This window comes from Catellatospora sp. NPDC049111 (assembly GCF_040648615.1).
Taxonomy (GTDB): Bacteria; Actinomycetota; Actinomycetes; order Mycobacteriales; family Micromonosporaceae; genus Catellatospora; species Catellatospora aurea.
Genome location: NZ_JBEZEB010000021.1, coordinates 67,256 through 91,588, shown reverse-complemented (window position 1 = coordinate 91,588; position 24,333 = coordinate 67,256). Strand labels below are relative to the sequence as shown.

The 24,333-nt window shown below is 71.1% G+C and carries 24 protein-coding genes; 12 read left to right on the top strand and 12 right to left on the bottom strand.

The features are described 5' to 3' along the window. Positions 1 to 166: 166 nt before the first annotated feature. Genes AB0B66_RS25820 through AB0B66_RS25810 form a run of 3 tightly spaced genes read left to right on the top strand, consistent with a single transcriptional unit; the run spans position 167 to position 2,500 of the window. The gene (locus tag AB0B66_RS25820) at positions 167 to 856 is read left to right on the top strand and encodes a glycine zipper family protein (protein ID WP_360534690.1); all 690 of its coding nucleotides are present in this window, start codon (positions 167 to 169) and stop codon (positions 854 to 856) included. 33 nt (positions 857 to 889) lie between these two features. After that, the gene (locus AB0B66_RS25815) at positions 890 to 1,900 is read left to right on the top strand and encodes an aldo/keto reductase (RefSeq protein WP_360534688.1); all 1,011 of its coding nucleotides are present in this window, start codon (positions 890 to 892) and stop codon (positions 1,898 to 1,900) included. A gap of 12 nt (positions 1,901 to 1,912) precedes the next feature. Further along, complete coding sequence (locus AB0B66_RS25810; protein ID WP_360534686.1) at positions 1,913 to 2,500, top strand: TetR family transcriptional regulator; 588 nt, start codon at positions 1,913 to 1,915, stop codon at positions 2,498 to 2,500. Here AB0B66_RS25810 and AB0B66_RS25805 read toward each other — a convergent pair whose 3' ends face one another. Further along, positions 2,501 to 3,160 (bottom strand): 50S ribosomal protein L11 methyltransferase, encoded by a 660-nt coding sequence (locus tag AB0B66_RS25805; RefSeq protein WP_360534684.1) that lies wholly within the window; start codon positions 3,158 to 3,160, stop codon positions 2,501 to 2,503. A 66-nt stretch (positions 3,161 to 3,226) separates the two neighbouring features. After that, entirely contained in the window at positions 3,227 to 3,853 is a 627-nt protein-coding gene (locus tag AB0B66_RS25800) for a hypothetical protein (RefSeq protein WP_360534682.1), read from the bottom strand. A gap of 76 nt (positions 3,854 to 3,929) precedes the next feature. On the opposite strand from AB0B66_RS25800, the gene AB0B66_RS25795 reads away from it, so the two are divergent. Continuing rightward, positions 3,930 to 5,009 carry a hypothetical protein gene (locus tag AB0B66_RS25795; RefSeq protein ID WP_360534680.1) on the top strand — a complete coding sequence of 360 codons (1,080 nt, stop codon included), beginning with the start codon at positions 3,930 to 3,932 and terminating at the stop codon, positions 5,007 to 5,009. 93 nt (positions 5,010 to 5,102) lie between these two features. Here AB0B66_RS25795 and AB0B66_RS25790 read toward each other — a convergent pair whose 3' ends face one another. Both AB0B66_RS25790 and AB0B66_RS25785 read right to left on the bottom strand, forming a co-directional pair. Then, a complete protein-coding gene (locus AB0B66_RS25790) occupies positions 5,103 to 5,600 on the bottom strand; it encodes a hypothetical protein (RefSeq protein ID WP_360534678.1) in 498 nt (165 codons plus the stop codon). A 266-nt stretch (positions 5,601 to 5,866) separates the two neighbouring features. Beyond that, on the bottom strand, positions 5,867 to 6,793 hold the full coding sequence (locus AB0B66_RS25785; RefSeq protein WP_360534676.1) for a LysR family transcriptional regulator: 927 nt from the start codon (positions 6,791 to 6,793) through the stop codon (positions 5,867 to 5,869). Positions 6,794 to 6,887: 94 nt separating this feature from the next. Here AB0B66_RS25785 and AB0B66_RS25780 point away from each other — a divergent pair, with 94 nt between their 5' ends. After that, the gene (locus tag AB0B66_RS25780; protein ID WP_360534674.1) at positions 6,888 to 8,069 is read left to right on the top strand and encodes a DMT family transporter; all 1,182 of its coding nucleotides are present in this window, start codon (positions 6,888 to 6,890) and stop codon (positions 8,067 to 8,069) included. Next, the gene (locus AB0B66_RS25775) at positions 8,029 to 8,565 is read left to right on the top strand and encodes a hypothetical protein (protein ID WP_360534672.1); all 537 of its coding nucleotides are present in this window, start codon (positions 8,029 to 8,031) and stop codon (positions 8,563 to 8,565) included. The genes AB0B66_RS25780 and AB0B66_RS25775 overlap by 41 nt, the downstream gene beginning before the upstream one ends. Positions 8,566 to 8,675: 110 nt before the next feature. Here AB0B66_RS25775 and AB0B66_RS25770 read toward each other — a convergent pair whose 3' ends face one another. The 3 genes from AB0B66_RS25770 to AB0B66_RS25760 all read right to left on the bottom strand — a co-directional run bounded on the left by AB0B66_RS25770 (position 8,676) and on the right by AB0B66_RS25760 (position 13,078). Further along, positions 8,676 to 10,154 (bottom strand): saccharopine dehydrogenase NADP-binding domain-containing protein, encoded by a 1,479-nt coding sequence (locus AB0B66_RS25770; RefSeq protein WP_360534670.1) that lies wholly within the window; start codon positions 10,152 to 10,154, stop codon positions 8,676 to 8,678. Then, complete coding sequence (locus AB0B66_RS25765) at positions 10,151 to 11,338, bottom strand: type III PLP-dependent enzyme (protein ID WP_360534668.1); 1,188 nt, start codon at positions 11,336 to 11,338, stop codon at positions 10,151 to 10,153. Before AB0B66_RS25765 ends, AB0B66_RS25770 begins: the two co-directional genes overlap by 4 nt. A gap of 216 nt (positions 11,339 to 11,554) precedes the next feature. Continuing rightward, on the bottom strand, positions 11,555 to 13,078 hold the full coding sequence (locus tag AB0B66_RS25760; protein ID WP_360534666.1) for a M28 family peptidase: 1,524 nt from the start codon (positions 13,076 to 13,078) through the stop codon (positions 11,555 to 11,557). Between the two features lie 189 nt (positions 13,079 to 13,267). Between AB0B66_RS25760 and AB0B66_RS25755 the strand changes: the two genes are divergently transcribed. Next, the gene (locus tag AB0B66_RS25755) at positions 13,268 to 13,693 is read left to right on the top strand and encodes a thioesterase family protein (RefSeq protein ID WP_360534664.1); all 426 of its coding nucleotides are present in this window, start codon (positions 13,268 to 13,270) and stop codon (positions 13,691 to 13,693) included. Between the two features lie 4 nt (positions 13,694 to 13,697). Here the strand turns inward: AB0B66_RS25755 and AB0B66_RS25750 are convergent, their stop codons facing one another. Then, positions 13,698 to 14,312, bottom strand: coding sequence for a helix-turn-helix domain-containing protein (locus AB0B66_RS25750; RefSeq protein WP_360534662.1), 615 nt, complete (start codon positions 14,310 to 14,312; stop codon positions 13,698 to 13,700). Between the two features lie 115 nt (positions 14,313 to 14,427). Between AB0B66_RS25750 and AB0B66_RS25745 the strand changes: the two genes are divergently transcribed. Beyond that, positions 14,428 to 15,015, top strand: a complete 588-nt coding sequence (locus tag AB0B66_RS25745) for an ester cyclase (RefSeq protein ID WP_360534660.1) — start codon at positions 14,428 to 14,430, stop codon at positions 15,013 to 15,015. Positions 15,016 to 15,030: 15 nt separating this feature from the next. Here AB0B66_RS25745 and AB0B66_RS25740 read toward each other — a convergent pair whose 3' ends face one another. Continuing rightward, entirely contained in the window at positions 15,031 to 15,813 is a 783-nt protein-coding gene (locus AB0B66_RS25740) for a nucleotidyltransferase domain-containing protein (protein WP_360534658.1), read from the bottom strand. Positions 15,814 to 16,010: 197 nt separating this feature from the next. On the opposite strand from AB0B66_RS25740, the gene AB0B66_RS25735 reads away from it, so the two are divergent. Next, positions 16,011 to 16,652: a hypothetical protein gene (locus tag AB0B66_RS25735; RefSeq protein ID WP_360534656.1), complete on the top strand. Its 642-nt coding sequence runs from the start codon at positions 16,011 to 16,013 to the stop codon at positions 16,650 to 16,652. Positions 16,653 to 16,727: 75 nt separating this feature from the next. Further along, positions 16,728 to 18,362 carry an acyl-CoA dehydrogenase family protein gene (locus AB0B66_RS25730; protein WP_360534654.1) on the top strand — a complete coding sequence of 545 codons (1,635 nt, stop codon included), beginning with the start codon at positions 16,728 to 16,730 and terminating at the stop codon, positions 18,360 to 18,362. Between the two features lie 8 nt (positions 18,363 to 18,370). Here the strand turns inward: AB0B66_RS25730 and AB0B66_RS25725 are convergent, their stop codons facing one another. The 3 genes from AB0B66_RS25725 to AB0B66_RS25715 form a co-directional block, all read right to left on the bottom strand. Further along, the gene (locus AB0B66_RS25725; protein ID WP_360534652.1) at positions 18,371 to 18,826 is read right to left on the bottom strand and encodes a hypothetical protein; all 456 of its coding nucleotides are present in this window, start codon (positions 18,824 to 18,826) and stop codon (positions 18,371 to 18,373) included. Positions 18,827 to 18,910: 84 nt separating this feature from the next. Then, positions 18,911 to 19,246: a DUF4190 domain-containing protein gene (locus AB0B66_RS25720; protein ID WP_360534650.1), complete on the bottom strand. Its 336-nt coding sequence runs from the start codon at positions 19,244 to 19,246 to the stop codon at positions 18,911 to 18,913. A gap of 134 nt (positions 19,247 to 19,380) precedes the next feature. Next, positions 19,381 to 20,406, bottom strand: a complete 1,026-nt coding sequence (locus tag AB0B66_RS25715; RefSeq protein ID WP_360534648.1) for a hypothetical protein — start codon at positions 20,404 to 20,406, stop codon at positions 19,381 to 19,383. 170 nt (positions 20,407 to 20,576) lie between these two features. On the opposite strand from AB0B66_RS25715, the gene AB0B66_RS25710 reads away from it, so the two are divergent. Then, the gene (locus AB0B66_RS25710) at positions 20,577 to 21,305 is read left to right on the top strand and encodes a peptidase E (RefSeq protein ID WP_360534646.1); all 729 of its coding nucleotides are present in this window, start codon (positions 20,577 to 20,579) and stop codon (positions 21,303 to 21,305) included. Between the two features lie 224 nt (positions 21,306 to 21,529). Beyond that, the gene (locus AB0B66_RS25705) at positions 21,530 to 24,277 is read left to right on the top strand and encodes a carbohydrate binding domain-containing protein (protein WP_360534644.1); all 2,748 of its coding nucleotides are present in this window, start codon (positions 21,530 to 21,532) and stop codon (positions 24,275 to 24,277) included. The last annotated feature ends 56 nt before the right edge of the window (positions 24,278 to 24,333 follow it).

Here is a 24,333-nt window from a genome sequence, read left to right as displayed (position 1 = left end):
CGCATGACCATCCGATTTGCCTGGCGCCTGGGCGAAAAGCGGTCCAAGATACGCCCGTTTGCCGGGCAAGTCGGATGATCGAGACCGTCCGAGACGTGTGGTGCGTGGGTAGGGTGCGCGTATAGGTGCGTATGCGGGTGGGGCGCTGTCGGCGCTGATCCAGGTCGTGGCGGCGGTCGCGGCCGGGTCGCTGCTGGGCGCGGGGTGGGCGGTGTTCGCGGGCGTGGTGATCGCGGTCGTCGCGGTGCCGTACGGCTGGGCGGTCGGGCGGGTGCGGGCCTATCCGGCGAGCCCGCGCGGGGTCGCGCTGTTCGCGGTCGACCACAGCTGGAGCCTGGTGAACACGATCGCCGGGGCGGGCTTCCTCGCGGTCAACCTGGCCCGCGGGCACCACCTGGACCCGCCGCGCTGCTGCCACCGCGGCCGGATCGACGTCCATGAGCAGGCCATCCAGGGGTACGCCACCACGCTGGGCAACGTCGTTGCCGGCGGGACTGCGGCCAACGAGCGCCACGAGGACCTGCACGTCCGCCAGGCGCGCCTGCTGGGGCCGCTCTACCTGCCGCTGGTCGGGCTGAACTACGCCCTGTTCAGCGTGCTGCCGGTGTGGTGGTTCTACCACGACCACGACGGCTACCCGATCACCGGACCGGGCCGCTATTTCACTCGCGGCGTCTACCTGCACGTCTGGCACGAGGCCTGGGCGTACCGCCGCGACGTGCGGGACCGCTACGGCGACCTGCCCGTGCCCCGGCCTGGCCGGAGACGGTCGCGGCGGGTCCACCGCAGGGACCGCCTCCGCCGCGGACCGCATGATCATGGTGACCGCGATCACTGTACAACTGACAAAACTTGAAATCTGTCATCTGTCATCCCTATCGTTCTGGGCATGACCACCAACACCATGACCACTCGCCCGCTCGGCACCTCCGGCCCGCGCGTCTCCGCGCTGGGGCTGGGCCTGATGGGCATGTCCGACCTGTACGGCCCCGCCGACGAGGCGGAGAGCATCGCCACGATCCACGCCGCCCTGGACGCCGGGGTCACCCTGCTCGACACCGGCGACTTCTACGGCATGGGCCACAACGAGCTGCTGCTGCGCGACGCGCTCAAGGGCCGCGCCCGTGAGAACGCCGTCATCAGCGTCAAGTTCGGCGCGCTGCGCGACGCCGCGGGCGGCTGGAACGGCGTCGACACCCGGCCGATCGCGATCAAGAACTTCCTCGCGTACACCCTCAAGCGCCTCGGCACCGACCACGTCGACATCTACCGCCCGGCCCGCCTCGATCCGAACGTGCCGATCGAGGAGACCGTCGGGGCGCTGGCCGACCTGGTCAAGGCCGGTTACGTCCGGCACATCGGGCTGTCCGAGGTCGGCGCGTCCACCTTGCGCCGGGCCGCTGCCGTGCACCCCATCGCCGACCTGCAGATCGAGTACTCGCTGATCTCGCGGGGCATCGAGCGCGACATCCTGCCCACCGCCCGCGAGCTGGGCATCGGCATCACCGCGTACGGCGTGCTGTCGCGCGGCCTGCTGTCGGGCCATTGGTCCCGCGAGCGTGCCACCGCGCCCGGCGACTTCCGCGGGCACCTGCCCCGGTTCGCCGGTGACAACCTGGACCGCAACCTGGCCCTGGTCGACGCGCTGCGCGAGGTCGGCCAGGACAAAGGCGCCAGCGTCGCGCAGATCGCGGTGGCCTGGGCGCTGGCCCAGGGCGACGACATCGTGCCCCTGGTCGGGGCGCGCACCCGGGCGCGGCTGGAGGAGTCGCTGGGCGCGCTGCCGGTCGTGCTGACCGAGACCGACCTGGCCCGGATCTCCTCGGCGGTGCCGGCCGGATCGGTGTCCGGGGACCGCTATGACCCGCATTCGATGTCGGCGCTCGACAGCGAGAGGTAAGGTCTGCCCGTTATGGCAGATGCTCCGCTCACACCCGATCGCATCCTGGAAGCGGCGGAGGAGGCCCTCCGCCGCTTCGGGCCGGCGAAGGCCAACGTCGTCGATGTCGCGCGCGCGCTGAACGTCAGCCACGGCAGCGTGTACCGGCATTTCCCCAGCAAGGCGGCGCTGCGTAGCGCGGTGGCGGAGCGCTGGCTGGCGCGGCTGTCGGAGCCGCTGGCCGAGATCGCAGCCGAGCGCGGCCCGGCGCAGCCGCGGCTGCGCCGGTGGCTGGAGGCGCTGTGCGACGCCAAGCAGCGGCGGGCCCGCGACGAGCCGGAGCTGTTCACCACGTACTACCACCTGGCGCTGGAGGCCGACGAGGTGGTCCGGGCGCACATCAACGCGCTGGCGGCGCAGCTCGGCGGGATCATCGCCGACGGGGTGGGCCGGGGCGACTTCGCGGTCGCCGACCCGTTCCGGACGGGCCGGGCCGTGTTCGACGCCACCAGCCGCTTCCACAACCCCGCGCACCTCGCGGAATGGAACGACCCCGAGATCAAGACCGAGTTCGAGGGTGTCTGGCTGCTGATCCTCAGCGGCCTGGGAGTGCCCCGCTGATCAGCTCTTCGCCGGGCCGCGCAGCTCCCACACCCGGGTGTGCTTGACCGTCACGCTCTCCAGCGCGAACGGGGTCGGCACGTCGTACGCGCCCAGCTCGCGGAACAGCGGTTTGGGCAGGAACGCCCGGTCGGGGTCGCCGACCAGCACCCGCGCCCCGTTCTTGGCCGCCCGGCGCAGGAAACCGGTCATCCGGTCGGCCATCGCCTGGCTGTAGAACACGTCCCCGGCCAGCACGATCTCGGCGTCGGCGGCGTCACCGCCCAGGATGTCGGCCTGCTCCACGGACACCCGCACACCGTTGGCGGCGGCGTTGAGGCCGATCGCGGCGGCCGACAGCGGATCGATGTCCACGGCCCGCACCGACGCCGCCCCGGTCAGCGCGGCGGCCACCGCGACCAGCCCGGAGCCCGACGCCAGGTCCAGCACCCGCTTGCCGGCCGTCGTCTGCGGGTGGTCGAACAGGAAGCGGGCCAGCGCCTGGCCGCCGGCCCAGGCGAACGCCCAGAACGGCGGCGGCTGCTCGCTGCGGTATTCGCCCTCGGTCAGCTCCCACAGGCCGATCGGCTCGTCGGCCTGGTGCAGCTTGAGCTCGGGCAGGAAGGGCACGGGAGCGAGCGCGGCATACGAGCGGACGAAGTCGGCAGCGGTGTCGGTCACCCTGGAAGTGTGCCGCCTGCCCACCCGCCCCGCGCACCGCGGGGCGGGTGACCCTGCCCACCGCGTTCACCAGGCCCTGATCGGCTCCTGCTCCTCGATGATGATCGGCACCGCGGTGCCGTAGCGCTTGGGCAGCTCGACGCGGGCGCGGGCGACGTCGGCGGGCAGTACCCCGACCGTCACGGCGGTGCCGTCGTTGCCGGCCGACGTCGAGTTGATCTGGATGCCCTGCTTGCGCCAGTACGCGGAGTCGTTGATCACCTTGTCGGCCAGGGCCTGCAGCGTGGACCTGCCGAAGGCGGCGTCGCGCAGGTAGACGCACTCGTCGCCGGCCTCGCGCTGGACGAAGGCGTCGAAGTCGGCCGAGGGCACCCGGTACACGATCGCGTGTCCCTTCTCCGGCACCACCTCCAGCCCGGCGAAGTGCTCGGCGAACCGGCTCTCGCCCGCGGTGCCGATCCGGCCGAGCAGGTCGTCGAGGGAGGCGCTGGTCGGCCACATGGTCGACCCGGCGGTCTCGATGGGGCTGGGGGTGGGCCGGGCCAGGCCGCAGCCCGGCGTGGCGGCGCCGTCCAGGGTCGGCGGCGGGGCGCCCGCCTCGTCGGCGGCCGCTTTCTGGCCCGCGCAGCCCGACAGAGCCGCGGCGATCAGCAGGGCCGCCAAGGCGCGGCCGGTCAATCGAAAGCTGGTCATGAATGTCCAGACGCCACGGCCGGGCCGCCGGTTGCGCCGGGGCGGGTTGCCCCGTTAGCAGGGTATGACCCGAGTGGTGATCATCGCAGCGGCGGTGCTGGCGACGGCCGTGGCACTGCTGTCGGCGACCGAGTACGACAGCCGGCCGTGGCCCGGCAAGCCCGACCCGGCCGCCGTGGGCACGACCGACCCCGGCGCGCCGGGGGACACGCCGGTGTCGCCCGCCGCGCAGACGGCCGCGCCTGCCACGCCGTACGGGCAGGCTCCGTTCGCGATGCCGGGCATGGCGGCCGGGGCCGGGCAGCCGATCGCCATCCACACCGCCGACCTGCCCGCCAACGAGGCTTCGGGCCTGGCGGCCAGCCGACGGCACCCGGGGGTCTTCTACTGGCTGCGCGACGGCGGCGGCGCGACGACGCAGCGGCCGCGCGCCGCGTTGTGGACGATCCGGCTGGGTGAGGACGCCCAGTCCCATCCGGTGCGCCGTGGCGAGAACTTCCCGTTCGCGCAGGTCTTCGAGGCGCCCAACGCCGACTGGGAGGACGTCGTCATCGACGACGACGACAACCTGTGGATCGGCGACATCGGCGCCAACGACTGCGTGAGCAAGCAGTACCTCTACCGCACGCTGGAGCCCGATCCGGACACCGACGACCCGTTCATGGTGACGGCGAAGTATCCGCTGGCCTTCCCCGATCCGGCTCCCGGTTGCAAGACCCGCAACGCCGAGGCGATGCTCTGGCTCGACGGGGAGCTGTACATGTTCGCCAAGACCGCCAACTCCCCGGTGTACCGGGCGGTGCTGCCGGCCGAGCGCAACACCCCGGTCACCCTGCTCCCGGTGGCGAAGTTCGACTACAACGTCAACAAGATCTCGGTCAGCACGGTCTCCGACGACCGCACCCGGCTGACCCTGGCCGGCCATTCCCGGTACTGGGTCTTCGCGGCGGACCCGGAGCTGACCGGCGACGAGTTCCTGCGCGAGGCGATGAGCGGCAAGCCGGTGCACACCGCCACCTTCGCGTCGGCGGCGGGCAACGCCTCCGTGGAGGGCGGCAGTTACGTGCCCGGCACACACGACCTGCTGTTCGTCGCCGAGAACAAGGAGATCTTCCTGGTCCCCGACGCCCCGGCGCCCACCTCGGCCCGCTCCTAGATCCACCGACCTGCCTGGCACCTGTGCGTATCTTGCAGTGGCATTCGCACAGGTGCCAGGCAAGTTCGGTGATCGAGGACGTCGGTGCGGCGGTCAGCAGCCACCGCAGTTGTAGAACAGGATGTCCCAGTGGTTGCCCTCGTCGGTGTAGAGGTTGCCGGCGCCGGAGCGGTACTGGTAGCCCCAGCCGGAGATGTAGCCGACGTAGGTGAAGTGGCCGGTGATGTAGTTGCCGATGCATGAGTACTTGCTGATGTCGAGTTTGTAGCCGTTCCAGTGGCTGTAGGTGCCGGAGGAGTGGCCGGTCTCGGTGCCCGCGGTGATGTTGATGGCGCAGCCGCTGGCGCTCTTGAGCGTCTTGATGCCGTTGATGGTGACCTGGCGGACGTCGGTGAACGAGGTGCAGCTCGCGTTGTTGCGGTTGCTGCAGTTGCCGCTCGACGACCAGGTGATCCCGGCCGCGCTGAGCTGCGAGGCCGCCTGGGAGTGAGTGAGGAACGTCGCGGCGTGCGCGGGGCTGGCGAAGGCCAGCACGGACGCGATGACACCGGCCGCGACCACGGCGAGGGCCCGGGGTACGAAGCGGGACATGGGGGTGCTCCTGAGGGTGTTGGAGTTATTTGCCGTCCGCTGCGCAGCTATGGGAAGATTTTTACCACACATAGAAGAGTGACGCTAGATGGCAAAGTGTCACATCGGCCGTCGTGATCCGGTGTGGACGGCGACACCCGCGCTCGTCCGATCGACCTGCTCACCTAGCAGCCTAGGACGGGATACCGATGGTGTCGGTTGCCGCAACCGCTGCCCGGCAGACCGTGGAGCGGCCCTGCGGCGTGCCGCTCCCAGACGGTGACGGCTCAGCCGGTCCGGGCCCGCATCGCTCGGTCCAGCTCGCGCATCCGGCCGGTGACCAGGTCGACGACGACGCGGCTGGCGGGGGACAGCTCGCCCTCGCGGTGTACCACGGCGAACGTCTCGTACATCGCCGGGCGCAGCGGAGCCCAGCCGAGCCCGGCGGGCAGCCGGTCGCCGAGGCCGTGCAGCACGCCGCGCCAGGTGACGGTGTCGGCCAGCCCGCGGGCCGCGATCTCCAGCGCCGTCTCGGTGTCCTCGACCTCGATCCGCGGGCGCAGCGGATGGCCGCTGCGCTGCACCGCCTGGGCGAGCTGGCGGCGGGTGGTGTCGGTCTCGCGCCAGCTCGCGTCGGGCAGCACCAGCTGGGCCGCGGCCAGGTCGGCGGGGGTGATCCGGGCGTGCAGCCGGGCCGGGTCGGCGCTGACGTACACCAGCTCGTCGCGCAGCACCGGGGTCACGACCATGTTCTCGTCCTCGACCGGCAGCGCGATCACCGCCGCCTCCAGCCGGCCCTTGCGCAGGTGCTCCAGGACCTCGGCGGAGTTCTGCCCGACCAGTTCGACCCGCACTCCCGGGTGCCGCTGCAGCACGTCGGCGACCAGGTCGGCGGTGAGGTAGAACCGGGCGGTGCGGAACAGCCCGAAGCGCACCGTGCCGGTCAGCAGCTCGCGCACCGAGGCGACGGCGCGCCCCGCCTCGGCGACGGCGGCCAGCGCCGCGGAGGCGTGCGGCTGGAGGGCGCGGGCCGCCTCCGTCGGCACCAGGCCGCGGCCGACCCGCCGGAACAGGGTCGTGTCGAGCTGCTGCTCCAGCAGCCGGACCTGCTCGGAGATCGACGGCTGGGCGTAGCCGAGCGCGCCCGCGGCGGCGGTGAACGAGCCGTGCTCCAGGGTGGCCAGGAAGCAGCGGAGCTGATGCAGCGACAGCAAGATTCGGCCTCGGATGATCTATAGGCATTGCCTTCGGACAATGCTGGAAACCAAGGCTACCTCGATGGCTGAATCCGACCTACCGTTCTGTTCCATGACCGCCACCGTCTCCGCACCCGCCCCCGTGAGCACGCCCCGAGCCCGTTCGGCTCGGCGTGGCGCCGTCCTGGTGCTCCTCTCCGCGACCGGGTTCGGCATGTCGGCGGTGTTCGCCAAGCAGGCGTACGCGGCCGGTTTCAACGTGCCGAGCATGCTGTCGGGCCGGTTCGCGCTCGCCGCCGTGCTGCTGTGGGCCGTGGTGGCGTGGCGGCGCGCGCCGCTGCCCCGGGGGCGGGCCCTGGCCGTCTGCGTCGGGCTGGGTGCGCTCGGCTACGCGCTGCAGGCGGGCTTCTACTTCGGGGCGCTGGCCCAGATCGACGCCTCGCTGACCGCGCTGCTGCTGTACGCGTACCCCGCGCTGGTGACCGTGCTCGCGATCGCGCTGCGCCGGGAACGCCCGGACCGCCGCCGGCTGGCCGCTCTGGGCTGCTCGGCCGTGGGCATGCTGCTGATGCTCGGCGCGGGCGGGGTCGGCGGCTCGGCCGCCACCGGGGGAGTGCTGCTGGCGCTGGGCGCCGCGGTGGCGTACGCCCTCTATCTGACCGTCTCCGCCGGCCTGCCCGCCGGCCTGGACATCTTCGCGGTGACCGCGGTGGTGTGCACCTCCGCCGCGGTCAGCATGGTGGTCGCGGGCCTGGCCACCGGCAGCCTGCACGCGCCGGGGCAGGCCTCGGGCTGGCTGTGGATCGGGCTGCTGGCCGTGGTGTCCACCGTCGTGCCGATCGCGGGCATGTTCGTCGGGGTGCGCGACGTCGGCGCGTCCGCCGCCGCGATCCTGTCCTGCGCCGAGCCCGCCGTCACGGTGGCCACCACCGCCCTGGTCTACGGCGAGCGGCTGACCCCGGTGCAGGCCGCCGGCGGTCTGGCGGTGCTGGCGTCGGTCGCGGTGCTCCAGCTGCGCCGCCGCTCGGCGGGCTCGACCGCCGCGGCGGTATCCTGCGACGTCCCCTCGCCGACCGCCGGAGATGAGCACGTTCGTGAGACGCCTCGCCCCCCTCGCCGCCGTGGCGGCGCTGCTCGCTGGGGGCTGCGCTCCCTCCGCCCCGGCGGCGTGGGTTCCCGCCCCGTCGGCTCCGGCCGCGCCGTCCGCGTCGACCGCCCCGTCACCCGCGGCGGCGCTCACCCCGGCGCAGAAGTTGACCGCGGTCCTCGTCACCGACGAGGTGCTGGCGGCTGAGCTCACCGAGTCCGGAACGGACCTGGAGCGCGCGTACGACGGTGAGCGCGCGCCGGGTTTCCCGGCCGGCACCGTCACCGCCTGCGGGACCCGGCCGGTGTCCGCGGCCAAGGACGCCAAGCAGGTCAAGGCGCACGTGCGGGCCTGGGTCATCAACGGCACGGTGCTCACGCAGGAGGTGCACGTGCTGCCCCGGCAGCGGGCCGAGGACGTGGTCGCCAAGGCGGCGAGCATGCTGAAGGGCTGCGCGAGCTACGCCGACCACGGCGACAGCTACCGCCGTACCGCGAGTAACAAGATCAAGCTTCCCGTCGAGATGAGGGGGGCCGCCGCCTGCTTCGCGGTCTCCGGATCGGTCAACTGCTACGCCTACCTGGGCCGCGGCGGGGTGGTGACCACGGTGTCGAGCATGGGCGCCGACCAGCGGACCGCCGAGTGGTGGCTGGAGCGCATCATGACGGCTGCCGAGCGCCGGCTGGAAGCGCTGCCCGCCTGATCCGACGGCAGACATGCGACGGCCCCGACCACCCGCAGGTGGCCGGGGCCGCGGCGTTAATAAGGTGCCCTTCTACAACGCGTAGCGATAAGAAGGTGCCCTTCCTTGCCTCAGACCAGGAAGTTGGCGAAGGCCCAGGGCTCGGAGTCGTCGCCGGTCTTCGGGCGGAAGTTGGCGAACGGCTCGTAGTGGGAGCTGCGGGGGGTCCAGTCGGTGTGCACCGACGGGACCGGGCCCAGGTAGGGGTTGGCGACGTCGAGGACGGCCTCGGGGTCGAGGTCGTCGGGGACGCACAGGCCCCGGTTCGGGTTGTTGACCATCCAGTAGACCGCGCCGAGGACCGAGGCGGCGACCTGCAGGGTGGTGGCGTTCTGGTGCGGGACCAGGGCGCGCGACTCGTCGATGCCGAGCTGCGAGCCGACCCACCAGCCGTTGAGCTCGTGGCCGAGCAGGAGCACGCCCAGTTCGTCGATGCCGCTGATGATCTCGTCGTTCATGATGCGCTGGTCGGTCTGCAGCGTGTAGCCGTTCATCTGGCACTCGTGCAGGCTGTTCAGCGCCGCGTCGGACGGCTGGTACGCGTAGTGCACGGTGGGGCGGTAGACCGCCTTGCCGTCCTCCCACACCGTCAGGTGGTCGCTGATGGTGAACGCCTCGCCGTGGCGCACGACCATGCCGATGATGGGGCCGCCCAGCGGCACCCAGGAGCGGACCTTGGTGGTGATGCCGGTCTGGGCGAGGCAGATCTGGTTCTGCGGACCCGACTCGTGGGTGTAGGCGTGCTCGGGCAGCGTGGGCTCGTGGGTGCCCCAGCCCATCTCGGCGGGCGCGATGCCCTCCTCGTAGAAGCCCTCGACGGACCAGGTGTTGACGAACTCGCCGACCTGCTTGGGCTTGTCGCTGACCTGGGTGTCGCGCTCGGAGATGTGGATCACCTTGGTGCCGGTGAGCATGCCCAGCGCCGCGAAGTCGCGGCCGGCCAGGGCCTCCTCGAGCTTTGCCTTGCGGGCCGGGTCGAGCGGCTTGGGCAGGCGCTCGGGCTCCTTGAGCATCGCGGTGGCGATGTCCATCAGGGCGATCTTGGCCCAGTGGCTGACCAGGCCGGGGTTCGCGCCGTGCTCGACGATGGCCGTCGGGCCGTCCTTCTTCCAGCCCTTCGCGCGCTCGCGCAGCTTCATGTGCCGGGCGTACAGCGTGCGCGACTGCGGGGTCGCGTTGAGCTGGTCGGCGTACGGGTCCCACTCCTCGACGGAGGTGTCGACGTAGAGGGTGCCGTGGCGCTGGCACCAGTCGATGATCACGCCGGTGTCGATGTTCCACGCCAGGTTGATCAGGACGTCGCCCTCGCCGACGTACTCGGCGAGCTTGGTCTCGATGTTCTCCGGGGTGATGCGCTCACGCACGTAGGTCGCGCCGGCGGCGGTGACCTCCGCGGCGGTGTGGGCGAGGTCCTCGAAGTCCATCACGGTCAGGCGCGTGAAGTCCATGTCGACGTGGCGCAGCAGCAGGGGCTGCAGGCACTGCGACACCGAGCCGCTGCCGAGCAGGAGGATGCGGCCGCCGAAGGCCAGCTTGGGGATCGTCGTCACGCGTTGTCTCCGATACAAAACGTTGCTAAAGGTGCAAAACCGTTGAATCCAACGGAAGAATACGTGGTCGTGTAGGCGCCGGTGCCGAGGATGTCGACGTAATCGCCGGGCTCCAGGTCCAGCGGCAGCCGGTACGGCGCCTTCTCGTAGAGGATGTCGACGCTGTCGCAGGTCGGCCCGGCGAGCACGACCGGGCCGGTCGGCTCCCCGTCGCGGGAGGTGACCAGGCGGTACTGGATCGCCTCGCCCTCCGTCTCGGCCAGCCCGCCGAAGCGCCCGATGTCCAGGTAGACCCATCGGTGGTCGTCGTCGTAGGACTTCTGGGACACGAGCACGACCTGTGCCCGCAGCACTCCCGTGTCGGCCGCGATGAAGCGGCCGGGTTCGATCGCCAGCGTCGGCCGGTACGGGCCGAAGTGCCGCTCGACCGCCGAGTTGATCGCCTCGGCGTACGCCTCGATCGGCTCGACCGGCACCTGGTATCCCGCGGGGAAGCCGCCGCCGCAGTTGAGCAGCGTCAGGTGGATGCCGTGCTCGGCCACCTCGCGGAAGACCTGGGCGGCCTGCGCGATGCTGGGATCCCAGCGGGTGGGGTCGAGCTGCTGCGAGCCGACGTGGAACGACACCCCGATCGGCCGCAGGCCGAGTTCTCGGGCCTGGACCAGCAGCGACACCGCCATGTCCGGGGAGCACCCGAACTTGCGGCTCAACGGCCACTGCGCGCCCGCGCTGCCGGCCAGCAGGCGGCAGAACACCGCGGAGCCGGGGGCGTTCTCGGCGAGTTTGCGCAGCTCCGCTTCGCTGTCGAAGACGAACATGCGGACACCGCGATCGTAGGCGTAGCGGATGTCCGACGCCTTCTTGATCGTGTTGCCGTACGACAGTCTGCTCGGATCGGCGCCTTCGGAGAGGCAGAGATCGATCTCGGCGGGGCTCGCCACGTCGAACGAGGAGCCGAGCTGGGCGAGTTGCCTGATCAGCTTCGGCTGGGGGTTGGCCTTCACCGCGTAGAAGACGGTCGTCTCGCGGAAGGCGCCGGTCAGGCGGCGGAACTGCTGCGCCGCGACCTTCAGATCAATGACCAGGTAGGGAGTCTCGCGCTGGTCGGAGTCGAGGAAGTCCTGGATCTCGCGGTTTCCTGCCGCGATCATGGTGACCAGGGTCTTGCCGTTGGTCATCGCCATCGTCTCGCTAATCCTCCAGTGAAAATGGTGAATGCGGCCCGTTTGGTGGCCGACGGTGGAGTCTAGGGCCAAATGGTGAACGGACCCCCATGGGGATGCCACGACGCACTGTGTTCATGCTCATACCCCGAGTGGGTGACGGCCGGCCCGGGACGTGTTCCGGGCCCCACCTGTGCCGCCGAACAGCGCAGGTGGGGCCCGGTTGATCGATCAAGGTCAGGAAACCGTGATCTTGACGTCGTCCACGCCGGCCTCGACGAGGCTCGCCGTGGAGGCGTCGGCGGCGGAGATCAGGATCCGCACCGACTGGCCGGCGTACGCCGAGATGTTCCAGGTGCCCGACGCCCACGAGCCGTTGCGGTTGCTGGCCGCGCCCGCCTGGGTGAACAGCGTCGTGGTGCCGCCGCTGTGCACGATGGACACCCGGAAGTAGTCGGCGCTGGAGGAGTTCGAGCCGTGCGCCAGGTACCAGTTCAGCGACAGGTTGATCGTGCCGCTGCTCGGCAGGGTCACCGCCGGGGAGCGCACGCTGCTCACGCCGCCGTCGAGGTCGTAGTCACCCGCGGCGGTGCCCGCCAGCCGCCCGGTGACCAGGTCGTTGGACCCCGAGACGGTGGTGCCGAGCTGCTTGGCGCCGCTGGAGTTGGTGTCGGCTGGGTCGCCGCGCTCCCAGGCGCCGGTGGTGGCGGTGTCGGTGGCGTTCGGGTTGGTGGTCCAGCCGGTCGCCGTCTCGAACGTGTCGGTCCACACCGTGGTGGCCGGGGTGCCGGTGGCCAGCGTCCACAGGGCGTACGCCGCGGCGTCGCCGGCCCGGTTCAGGATCGTGTCGTTGATGTTCGAGGGGTACGTGTCGCAGGACGAGTGGTAGCAGGGGTCGTAGTCCCCGGTGGTGCCGCCCCACTTGGTGACCTGCGAGGAGGTCTTGTTGGCGCTCGCGCCGGCCGCCACGCCCGAGGTCTGGATGCCGACCGCGTTGAACGAGGCGTCGTCGGAGCGGCCCGCCCCCTCGACGTTCTCCTCCGGGTTCAGGCCCGGGAAGTTCGTGTCGTAGTACGCCTTCAGGACCTGCCCGATGCTGGAGGTGATCCGGTTGATGAAGTAGCCGCCGTTGGTCGAGGCGACCATGTCGAAGTTGAAGTAGCCCTTGATCTTGGTGCGCTCCGCCGACGGCAGGCTGTTGGCGTAGAACTCCGAGCCGTTGAGGCCCTGCTCCTCGTCGGTCCAGAAGCCGAACCGCACGTGGTTGAGCATCGACGGGTTGGTCGCCGCCAGGGTCAGCGCGATCTCCAGCACGGTCGAGGAGCCCGACGCGTTGTCGTTGATGCCGGGGCCCGCCGCGACGCCGTCGAGGTGCGCGCCGAACATGTAGACGTTGTTGGCGTCGCCGCCCGGCCAGTCCGCGATCACGTTCGGGCCGGCCCCGCTGGTGCAGCCGGAGGTGCAGTTCTGCTTGACCACGGAGAAGCCCGCCGCGACCAGCTTGTTGTAGACGTAGTTCACCGACGCCGTGTAGCCCGCGGTGTTCGAGCGGCGGTTGCCGCCGTTGCTGCTGGCGATGGTCTGGAACTGCTGCAGGTGCGCCTTCACGTTGGTCAGCGAGATGTCCGGCGCGGCCAGGGCGAGTGCCGCGGCCCGCGCGGCGACGGGCGCCGGGGCGGCGGTGGCGGCCGTGGGCGCGGCCAGCGCGGTGCCCGCCAGGGCGAGCGCGAGCAGGGCGCGTGTTGCTGCGTAGGGTCGCAAGACCTGACTCCTCAGGGGATCACGGGGTGTGCCGGGGGTTACCGGCAGGCGCAGACTAGCCATCGAACTGATTAATGCGAATAGATGGACGTACCGGTTAACCGTTCCGTGACCTGTGGTCCGCGCCGCGCTTAACGATCGTTCGGTTACCCTGGACCGGGCATGATCGTCATGGCGGAGGGGCGTGCGATGGCCGAGTCGGTCCTGACCTACCGGGGCGCGGTGTACCCGTGGCACTGCGACCACATGGGGCACATGAACGTCATGTGGTACGTCGGCAAGTTCGACGAGGCGACGTGGAACCTGTTCAGCACGCTGGGCCTCACCCCGGACTACCTCCGGTCGGCCTCGCGCGGCATGGTCGCGGTGGAGCAGCACATCGTGTACCAACGCGAAGTCTTCGCCGGCGACACGGTCACCGTGCACTCTGAGCTGCTGGAAGTTCGCGAGAAGGTGATCCGGTTCCGGCACGCGATGACCAACGCGTCCGGCGAGACCGTCGCGGTGACCACGCTGACCGGGGTGCACCTGGACACCGCGCACCGCCGCTCGTGCCCCATGCCCGCCGAGATCCTCGCCGCTGCCCGCGAACTGCTGTCCACCGAAGACGAGTGAGCGCTCAGCCGAGCGCGGCCACGGCCGTACGGTGCAGGACCTGCTCGGCCCGGTCCCAGGACCAGCCGTTCTCGACCACCAGCGTGCGCCAGCCGGTGGGGCCGAACCACAGCCACAGCAGGTCGGACGTCTCCTCCACCGAGTAGCGGTGCGGCGGCGGGCTCACCTCGCGCAGGTGGCGGGCGACGTCGTGCAGCGCACCGCGGTAGGCGGCCGTGGCCCGCTCCCACAGCGCCTGCCCGTTCTCGTGCACCGGCAGCGCCTTGTGGATCGCCTCGTGCACCTTGAACTGGCTCTCGTTGCCCGCCCGGGTGCCCCGGGCGAGCGCTTCCAGCACCGCCTCGGGCGTCGGCATCGCCAGCACGTGCGCGACGGCCTCCCGGTAGCCGGACAGCACCACGGCCTTGTCGACGATGCGGTCCAGGATGTCGGCCTTGCTGCCGACGCCGGCGAACACGGTCTTCGACGAGACGCCGGCCGCGGCGGCGATGTCGGCGACCGTCACGCGCCCGTAGCCGCGCTCGGCGAACAACTGCTCGGCCTCCGCCAGGATCAGCGCACGCGTCTGCGCGGCCGCCTTCTCGCGTAGCGGGGAGACGTAGGCGCGCTTGTCGGGCATGGGCACATCCTACGGGAGATCGTTGCATCTTTGACTTATTGAATAGGCGGCCTATAACCTCAATTCAGGCCAGGGCGGTGGGGCCCTGCGCCGACCGACCGAGGGGGAGAAGACGATGACCATGGTGTACGAGGACCTGGCGGTGGCCCTGTTCCGCATCCTGGAGACGGGCGATTCCGAGCTGGCGGCCCAGGTGGTCGCCCCTGACAACCACAACCGCGAGGCCGCCGTCGCGCCCGCCGCGTGCTCGATCCCCGGCCCGGCCGGGACCCTGGCCTCGGGCGCCTGGCTGCGTTCGGCCTTCAGTGACCTGCGCTTCCCCGTGCTCGGCGTGGCCCGCAACGACCACCAGGTCTGGCTCCGGCTGCGGATGCGCGGACGGCACACCGGCCCGTTCGTGCGCTTCCGGGACGGCGCGCTCGACCAGGCCGTCCCGTCCACCGGCCGGGACGTCGACTTCGAGCAGGTGCACCTGCTCGACATCCGCGAGGGCCAGGTCGTCCGGCACGAGGCGCTGCGCGACGACCTGACCATGCTCGGCCAGCTCGGCGTCTTCCCGCCGACGCCCGCCGTCGCACTGCGTATGGCCGCCTGGAAGGTCTCCGGCCGCGCGGCCCGCGCCGCCGACCGGGTCACCGCCCTGGCCGCCGAAGCAGCCGGCCTCGCACCTGCCCACCGCACCGCGGCCCACCGCCGCGCCTGACGGGCCGCAGCCCGGTCAGGCGGGCCAGCGGGTGCGGGCGTCGGTGACGACGTCGGTGACGAGGCTGAGCGAGGCGAGGCCGTCGGCGGCGGTGAACGGCTCGTCGCCGCCCGCGCGGGAACGCACCACGCGTTCGCACAGCTCCGCCCACTGCGGCAGCACCTCGGCGGTGTGGTGCGCACCGCCCGTCTTCGTGGTCACCTCGCCGGTGGCCAGCGTGTAGTGCAGCCGGCCCGGTCCCGTCACCGCCCACAGCACGGGGTCGGGCGGGATCGGCAGGTCCGGTGGCAGCGCCGCGAACTGCGGGGTGGCCTGCTCGGCGAAGCCCGCCCAGTAGCCGGACAGGTTGTCCAGCAGCCACCGGCGCAGCACGTCGGAGTCGAGCGCCACCTCCGGCCGCTCGCCCAGGATCGGCAGGCCGTGGCGGGCCACTTCGAGCCAGGTCACCGGGTTGAGCTGCCCACCGGCCTTCGCCGGCTGGAAGTCGCCCGCCAGGATCTGCGGCGCGGTGTCGCCGTCGACCGGGGGCGCGGCCAGCTGCGCGCGGGTCAGGTAGATGCCGTCGTAGTCCGGGCCGGGCATCGCGTCAGGCAGCGACAGGTGCACCTTGCCCAGCGCGGCCAGCTCGGCCGACGTCGGCTCCCGGTCCATCACCGCCACGAAGTCGATGTCGCTGCGGCCCGGCCAGTAGTCGCCCAGCGGCACGGACCCGGTGACGAACAGCCCCGTCACCAGCCCCCGCACCCGCTCGTCGAGCGCCCGCACATGCGCCGCCGTCACCCACAGTTCCTCAAGCACCCGCCGAGTATCCTCGCCTCGCGCCCGCGTGCCGCCCGGACCACCCCATGATCGTCCGACCTGCCTGGCACTCGTGCGTATCTTGAAGGCTCATTCCCGCAGGTGCCAGGCAAGTCGAGTGACCTTGGTGCGGTCGGTGACCGCGCCGACGTCCGCTGGGGGTGACGGGATGGTCGGGGCCGCCTACGCTGTCGCGAATGGCGGATGGCGAGCGTCGATCGGTGCGCCGGTTCTCCCGGCTGCTCAGCCCGGCCGGGCTGGTGCTGGCGGGCCTGCTGTTCCTGGCCCCGTTCCTGACCGTGTCCTGCGACGCCCCCGGCGGTTACGGCCGGGCCGCGCCGGGCGGCACGACCACGTACACCGGCTGGGACCTGGCCACCGGCGGCACCCCCGACGTCACCGCGGACAAGCTGCTGCCACCCGAGCAGCGGCGCAGCGACGTGCTCGCCCCGCAGCCGCTGGCCGGCACGGTGCTGGTGCTGCTGGTGATCGGTGTGCTCGTCACGATCGGCGTCGGCCGGGCGCGTACCCGCCGGGGTGTGGTCGCCGCGCTCGCCGCGATCGCGGCGCTGTTCCTGCTGGTCAACCAGGCCACGGTACGGGTGCTGGTGGAGGAGCGGCTGCGCGAGCAACTGACCGGGCCGCTGCCGGACGGCAAGCAGATCGGCGACTTCGTACACGACCAGGGCGGGTTCGGGTTCGCGCTGCTGGCGCTGGTGCTGGTGGGGCTGGGCAACCTGGCGGGCTGGGTGCGCCTGCTGCGCGCCCCCGGCGGCGTGACGGCCGAGTCCTCCGCGCCCGGCGACCCGGCCCCGACGGCGCCGCTGCCGGAGGCCTGAGCGCCGAGACCTACTCCGCGACGGCGTGCGCGCGGAGGGCTAACGCTCGTTCAGCCGATGCGGCAGGATGTGGGGATGGCCGCCACCCACGAGGTCTTCAACCAGGTGCCGCCACTGGCCGGACATGACGTCGCCGCCGACCCGGCGCTGCTGGCCGCGACGGCCCGCGAAGGCGCGGCCTGGCACCTTGACGACCTGCGCCGGCTCGGCCGGCTCGCGGGCACCGAGCAGGCCCAGCGCTGGGGCGACGAGGCCAACCGGCACACCCCGGTGCTGCGCACCCACGACCGGTACGGCAACCGCGTCGACGAGGTCGACTTCCACCCGTCGTGGCACGAGCTGATGCGCGTCGCCGTCGGCGAAGGCCTCGCCGGCGGGCCCTGGGCCGACCCGCGGCCGGGCGCGCACGTGGCCCGCGCCGCCGGGCTGCTGGTGTGGAGCGTCGTCGAGCAGGGCCACACCTGCCCGATCTCGATGACGTACGCCGCCGTGCCCGCGCTGCGCCACCAGCCCGACCTCGCCGCGCGCTTCGAACCGCTGCTGACCGGCCGGGTGTACGACCCGGGCCTGCGCGCGCCGGAAGGCAAGGCCGGGCTGCTCGCCGGAATGGGCATGACCGAGAAGCAGGGCGGCTCGGACGTGCGCACGAACACCACCACCGCCACCCCCGCCGGGGACGGCACGTGGCTGCTGCGCGGGCACAAGTGGTTCACCAGCGCGCCCATGAACGACCTGTTTCTCGTGCTCGCCCAGGCACCCGGCGGCCTGTCGTGCTTCCTGGTGCCGCGTGTGCTGCCCGACGGGACCCGCAACACCTTCCGCATCCAGCGGCTCAAGGACAAGCTCGGCAACCGCAGCAACGCCAGCGGCGAACCCGAGTTCGACGACACCGTCGCCTGGCTCGTCGGCGAGCAGGGCCGGGGCGTGGCCGTCATCATCGAGATGGTGTCGCTGACCCGGCTCGACTCGAGCCTCGGCTCGGCCGCCGGGATGCGGGCCGCGCTCATGCAGGCCGTGCACCACGCCCGGCACCGGCACGCGTTCGGCGGGCCGCTGCTGGACAAGCCGCTGATGCGCAACGTGCTGGCCGACCTGGCGATCGAGTCCGAGGCCGCGACGACGCTGGTGCTGCGGGTGGCGGGCGCGGTCGACCGGGCCGCCCGCGGCGACCGCGGCGAGCAGGAGTTCGCCCGGCTGGCCACCGCGCTGGCCAAGTACTGGGTGTGCAAGCGGCAGCCGGCGATGGTCGCCGAGGCCCTGGAATGCCTGGGCGGCAACGGCTACACCGAGGACTCCGGTCTGCCGCGGCTGTATCGCGAGGCGCCGCTGAACGGGATCTGGGAGGGCTCCGGCAACGTCAACGCCCTCGACGTGCTGCGGGCGCTGGCCCGAGAACCGTTGAGCCTCGCCGCGTACGAGCAGGAGATCGCGGCCGGCCTGGGCGGCGATGCCCGGCTCGATCAGGCCTGGCAGGAGCTGCGCGAGGAACTCGCCGACCCGGCCGACGCCGAACTGCGCGCCCGGCGCACCGTCGAGCGTCTGGCGCTGGTGCTGCAGGGCTCGCTGCTGGTCCGGCACGCGCCCGCCGCGGTCGCGGACGCGTTCTGCGCCTCCCGGCTGGCCGGTGACCGGGGCCTCGCCTTCGGCACCCTGCCGGCCGGGCTCGACCTGGCGGCGATCCTGGACCGGGTGCCGCCGGCCGGACCGTGAAGCCGGGGTCAGGCGGCTCCGACGAGCAGGGCCACGACCCCGCCGAGGACCACGAATCCGTGCGCGGTCAGCAGCGGCGCGGTCAGCAGGACCTCCCCGTGCGCGGTGCTGTAGACACCCCTGTTGCCCTGCGGCAGCCGAGCGCGGTCCTCGGTGGGCAGAGCGAACTCGGCGAACAGCGCCTCCGCGCGGCGGCGGTGCGTCTCGACCTCCGACCGGACCACCATCACCACCGCGACGCCCAGCCCGCCCAACAGCACCAGGATCACACCCGCCAGGGCGCTCGCGCCGTCGGCCGCGGACCGCGGCCGTGACGGCGCGGCGGCCTCGGCGACCAGCAGCAGCCCGCACAGCGTGACCGTCGCGGCCAGGCAGGCGGCGCTCCAGGTCACGGCGAGGCGCAGGCGGTGGCGGATCTGCTCCCGCTCCTCCTGCCAGAGGCGCAGATTCAGCTCGTACTCCACAGCGGGCGCTCCAGTGTCACTCGGTGAAGCGCCACCGTAGCGTCTCGCCCTCGGACGCGCTGCCCGCTCCGCGGCGATCTCCGGTCAGGACGCGACGCCGACCGTGGTGGCGCTGGTCAGGCCGAACATGCCGAACATCAGTGCGCCCATCACGCACCAGACCACGAAGAACGCCAGGAACAGGCCGGTCAGCACCCAGCCGACGATGACGCCCGCGTTGGCCAGTTCGATGCCGCGCTCGCCGGAGGCGGCGATCTGCTTCTTCGCCTGGTTGCCGAAGTAGATGCCCAGCGGGGGCAGGACGAAGATGCCCAGCACCAGCGACAGGATCGCGTAGGTGTTGTACGGCGGCTGCGGCGGGTAGTACGGGTACGGCGGTTGCTGCGGTGGCGGAACCTTGGCCTGCTGCTCGTCGCTCATGGTGGCCCTCCTCGTCGTCTGCACGCAGGCTAGGCCATACACGCCACCGGCCGTCGTGGCAGCACGACGGCCGGTGGGCGTTAAGAAGGTGCCCTTCCTCTACGCACAGCGTTAAGAAGGTGCCCTTCCTTCGGTTAGGGCAGGGACTGCCAGTCGTGCTGGTAGCCCTGGTAGAGCCAGGTGCGGGTGGTGCCGGTGCGGCGGGCCACCCAGGCGACGCTGTTGCGGCCGCTGGTGACCAGCATGGTGGTGCCGCCGGCGGGGGACGGGACGGCGCTGTACTCGCCGCTGGCGCCCACCTGGGTCTGGCTGCCGAACGGGTCGGTGACCAGGGCCGACATGGTGTGGATGTAGCTGATCTGCGGATCGGCCTCGTAGCGAGGCCGGGTCTGCTGGGTCCACAGGATGCGCGAGGAGTCCGCGGTGAACGCGGGGATGGTGGCGAAACCGTCCAAATCCGCACCGCCGCCGCCGAACGCGGCCACCCAGACCTCGGTCCAGGTGGTGAGGTCGATCATGCCGAGGCAGTCGTCGAAGACCGCGAAGCACTCGCCGTTCGGGTAGGCGATGTAACGGCCGTCCGGCGACCAGGCGACCGCCAGCGAATCCTTGGCGGCGTGCCAGGTGGTCGGCGCGGCAGCCGCCACGACGCCCTGGCTCTTCTTCGGCAGCCGGTCGGCGATCCGCTGGGCGGCAGGGCTCAGCGGCGCGTCCACCTTCACCTTCTGCACCGTGGCCGACGCCTTGGCCGACTCCGAGGCCGGGCCGAAGTAGGCGATGAAGACCGTCGGCGCGAAGGTCCCCTGCGCGTACGCCAGGCGGTTGCCGTCGGGCGACCACGCCGCGGCGCCCACGACGGCCCCGGAGGTGATCTGCTGCGTGGCGTGGAAGGCGTGGTCGTAGGTGGAGTAGATGCCCACCCACAGGTTGCCGTCCTTGAGGATGGCCATGCTGTCGGAGTACGGCCGCCAGCGCGGCCACTCGTAGCCGCCGCCCGTGGTGGCCTGCCAGACGGTCCCGCCCGGCTCGGCGACGAACAGGTTGCCGCCGCGGATGAAGGCGACGTTGCCCGGTGTGCCCGCAGCGACGGCCGCGGCCGGTGACACCGGCATCAGCGTCGCGGCGGCCACCAGGCACAGCCCGACTGCCAACTTGCGCATTCTTCCCATAGCTTCCCCTGACTATTGGAACGGAACGTGTGGCGATCCTATGAATTAAGTCGGCATCGGACTGTCCCGAACGCGATTCGTGTTCTGTATCGGACAGACAGTAGCCATTACGGGACGGAGGCCTCACGGGTCGAAAGACCCGGTTGTGGAATGATCGGCTGATGGCCCGCCCACCGCAGATCTTCGCCGCGTCCGGACTGCTGCGCCTGCCGCCGGGTGCCGCACCGCGCAAGCGCAGCCTGCTGATGGAGCACGCGGTCTCGCTGACCGGGGTGCGCCGGGCCCGGATCTGCTACGTGCCGACCGCCGTCGGGGACGATCCCGCCGCGATCGCCGCGTTCGGCCAGGCCTTCGACGACACGGCACACACGGTCACCCACCTGCGGCTGTTCCCGCAGCCCAACCACGCCGACGTGCGGGCGCACCTGCTGGCGCAGGACCTGATCTGGGTGAGCGGCGGCAGTGTGGTCAACCTGCTGGCGGTGTGGCGCGCACACCGGCTCGACGCGGTCATGCGTGAGGCGTGGGAGGCCGGGGTCGTGCTCGGCGGCGGCAGCGCGGGCAGCATCTGCTGGCACGTGGGCGGCAGCACCGACTCCTTCTCCGACGACCTCGACCCGGTCACCGACGCGCTGGCGTTCCTGCCGTACGGCAACGGCGTGCACCACGACTTCCCCGACCAGCCCCGCCGCGCCCGGTTCCACGAGTACGTCGGCAGCGGCCTGCTGCCCGCGGGCTACGCCACCGACGACGGCACCGGCCTGCACTACGTCGGCACCGAACTCGTCGAGGCCGTCACCAGCGCCGAGGGTGCCGACGCGTACCGCGTCGAGGCCGACGCCGCGGGCGTGGTGAGCGAGCGCCCGCTGGGGGCGCGCCTGCTGTCCTGACCCCGGTGCGGCGTACGCCCAGGGATTGAAAGGAATTTCAACCGGCCTGCGGAGCAGGTCGGCGGGTCAAGCGCATGCCATAGATATGTGCGGCTCTTTACATGCCCGAAATCTGTTGCTAGCTTTCAGAAACTTTCAATCGCCTTGCGCAAGAACGGTGTCCGTTTCCACCGAGGATGAACCGGCCTCCGTCGATGCCGCACGGCCCCGTGTGAGGAGTTGTCGTGAGCGCTCGACGTCGTGCTCGCGCCCGGTGGGGAGCAATGCTGCTCGCCCTGACCGGTCTCGTCGCGAGCCTGATCCCGCTGCTGACGCTGCCCGCGTCGGCCGCCAACACCGTCACCGTGTTCTACCGGTCCAACACCGCCTGGACCACCGTCAACATCCACTACGCGCCGACGGGCGGGTCGTGGACGGCGGTGCCCGGGGTGGCCATGGACGCCGCCTGCACCGGGTGGCGCAAGAAGACCATCGACCTGGGCACGGCGACGGGTCTGCAGGTGGTGTTCAACAACGGCTCCGGCACCTGGGACAACAACAACGGGGCCAACTACAGCCTGGGTACGGGCAACGTCACCGTGTCCGGCGGCGTGAAGGGCACCGGCGACCCCTGCGCCACCGCCTCGCCGTCGCCCACGCCGTCCTCGTCCGGCAACAACGTGACCGTGTTCTACCAGCCGAACACGGCCTGGAGCACGGTGAACATCCACTACGCGCCGACCGGTGGCTCGTGGACGGCGGTGCCGGGCGTGGCCATGGACGCCGCCTGCACCGGGTGGCGCAAGAAGACCATCAGCCTGGGCACGGCGACGGGTCTGCAGGTGGTGTTCAACAACGGCTCCGGCACCTGGGACAACAACAACGGGGCCAACTACAGCCTGGGTACGGGCAACGTCACCGTGTCCGGCGGCGTGAAGGGCACCGGCGACCCCTGCGCCACCGCCTCGCCGTCCCCGTCGACCTCGCCCTCGGCCTCGCCGTCACCGACGCCGTCGACCTCACCGAGCACCCCGCCGCCCACGACGACCGGCACCATGCTCGGGGGCGACCCGCGCAAGGACGCCATCTACTTCGTGATGACCGCCCGGTTCTACGACGGCGACGCGGCCAACAACCGCGGCGGCAGCCAGCACACCAAGTCCGGCAACGCCGCCAACAACGACCCGATGTTCCGCGGCGACTTCTCCGGCCTGATCTCCAAGCTCGACTACATCAAGGGCCTGGGCTTCTCCGCCATCTGGATCACGCCGGTGGTGCTCAACCGGTCCGACTACGACTACCACGGCTACCACGGCTACGACTTCTTCCGGATCGACGCCCGGCTGGAGTCGCCCGGCGCGAGCTACCAGAACCTCATCGACACCGCGCATGCCAAGGGCCTGAAGATCTACCAGGACGTGGTGTACAACCACAGCTCCCGCTGGGGCGCCGAAGGCCTGTTCACGCCGACCGTGTACGGCGTGCGCGACAGCCAGTGGAGCTGGTACTACGACGTGCCCAACCCGTCGTTCACCTACGACGGCCTGTCCGTGGAACCGAACTCAGGCAAGAGCTACTACACCGGCGACCTGTGGTCGACCCCCGAACCGGCGGGCAACACCTGCCGCAACTGGGGCACGTTCAGCGGCTTCTACAGCGCCGAGGGCTACAAGGTGTACAACTGCCAGTGGCCGAGCCCGACCAGTGGCATGTTCCCGAGCAACCTGTACCACCAGTGCTGGATCGGCAACTGGGAGGGCGAGGACGCGCGCAGCTGCTGGCTGCACGAGGACCTGGCCGACTTCAACACCGAGAACCCGGCGGTGCAGCAGTACCTGATCGACGCGTACCACCGGTTCATCGACATGGGTGTGGACGGGTTCCGCATCGACACCGCGGTGCACATCCCGCGCGTGACCTGGAACCGGCGTTTCCTGCCCGCCCTGGAGCAGAAGCTGATCAGTAAGTACGGCGCGGCCAAGGCCAAGGACTTCTACGTCTTCGGCGAGGTCGCCGCGTTCGTCAACGACAAGTGGAACCGCGGCTCGGTCAACCACTCCGCCCAGTTCTTCACCTGGAAGGAGCGGGCGACCTACAGCGCCGACGACGTGACGGCGGCGATCGAGCAGTTCGACTACGAGAACAACCTCGGCACCGGCAACCAGCCCACCAGCACCAACGCGTTCCTGCAGGGCAACGTCTACCACGCGCCCGATCGCACGCAGTTCTCCGGCATGAACATCATCGACATGCGTATGCACATGAACTTCGGCGACGCGCCCAACGCCTTCAACAACGGCAAGGACAGCGACGACAGCGTCAACGACGCCACCTACAACGTGGTGTACGTCGACTCGCACGACTACGGCCCGAACAAGTCCAGCACCCGCTATGCCGGGGGCACCGACGCCTGGGCCGAGAACATGTCGCTGATGTGGACGTTCCGCGGCGTGCCCACGCTGTACTACGGCTCGGAGATCGAGTTCCAGGCCGGCAAGCAGATCGACTGCGGGCCGAGCTGCCCGCTGGCCGGCACCGGGCGCGCCTACTACGGCGCGAACGTCGAGGGCAGCGTCACCGCCCCCGACTTCGGCGTGGTCTCCTCGGCGTCCGGCGCGGTGGCGACGACCCTGAACAAGCCGCTGGTCAAGCACCTGCAGCGGCTCAACCAGATCCGCCGAGCGGTGCCCGCGCTGCAGATGGGCCAGTACTCCACCGAGGGCGTGTCCGGCCAGATGGCCTACAAGCGCCGCTACACCAGCGGCGCGGTGGACAGCTTCGCGCTGGTCACCGTCTCCGGCAGCGCCACCTTCACCGGCATCCCCAACGGCGTCTACACCGACGCCGTCACCGGCACGTCGATCACCGTCACCAACGGCACCCTGACCGCCACCGCCTCCGGCAAGGGCAACCTGCGCGTCTACGTCCTCTCCCTGCCCGGCAACCCCGCCCCCGGCAAGATCGGCGCCGACACCACCTACCTCCACCCCTGAGAAAGGAAGGGCACCTTCACATCGCCATGCGTTGTGGAAGGTGCCCTTCCCAACGT

Coding starts and splice junctions, on each gene's coding strand:
- AB0B66_RS25815 (WP_360534688.1), top strand. CDS start 890: ATGACCACCAACACCATGACCACTCGCCCGCTCGGCACCTCCGGCCCG.
- AB0B66_RS25810 (WP_360534686.1), top strand. CDS start 1,913: ATGGCAGATGCTCCGCTCACACCCGATCGCATCCTGGAAGCGGCGGAG.
- AB0B66_RS25800 (WP_360534682.1), bottom strand. CDS start 3,853: ATGACCAGCTTTCGATTGACCGGCCGCGCCTTGGCGGCCCTGCTGATC.
- AB0B66_RS25790 (WP_360534678.1), bottom strand. CDS start 5,600: ATGTCCCGCTTCGTACCCCGGGCCCTCGCCGTGGTCGCGGCCGGTGTC.
- AB0B66_RS25780 (WP_360534674.1), top strand. CDS start 6,888: ATGACCGCCACCGTCTCCGCACCCGCCCCCGTGAGCACGCCCCGAGCC.
- AB0B66_RS25765 (WP_360534668.1), bottom strand. CDS start 11,338: ATGGCGATGACCAACGGCAAGACCCTGGTCACCATGATCGCGGCAGGA.
- AB0B66_RS25755 (WP_360534664.1), top strand. CDS start 13,268: ATGGCCGAGTCGGTCCTGACCTACCGGGGCGCGGTGTACCCGTGGCAC.
- AB0B66_RS25750 (WP_360534662.1), bottom strand. CDS start 14,312: ATGCCCGACAAGCGCGCCTACGTCTCCCCGCTACGCGAGAAGGCGGCC.
- AB0B66_RS25745 (WP_360534660.1), top strand. CDS start 14,428: ATGACCATGGTGTACGAGGACCTGGCGGTGGCCCTGTTCCGCATCCTG.
- AB0B66_RS25735 (WP_360534656.1), top strand. CDS start 16,011: ATGGCGGATGGCGAGCGTCGATCGGTGCGCCGGTTCTCCCGGCTGCTC.
- AB0B66_RS25730 (WP_360534654.1), top strand. CDS start 16,728: ATGGCCGCCACCCACGAGGTCTTCAACCAGGTGCCGCCACTGGCCGGA.
- AB0B66_RS25720 (WP_360534650.1), bottom strand. CDS start 19,246: ATGAGCGACGAGCAGCAGGCCAAGGTTCCGCCACCGCAGCAACCGCCG.
- AB0B66_RS25715 (WP_360534648.1), bottom strand. CDS start 20,406: ATGCGCAAGTTGGCAGTCGGGCTGTGCCTGGTGGCCGCCGCGACGCTG.
- AB0B66_RS25710 (WP_360534646.1), top strand. CDS start 20,577: ATGGCCCGCCCACCGCAGATCTTCGCCGCGTCCGGACTGCTGCGCCTG.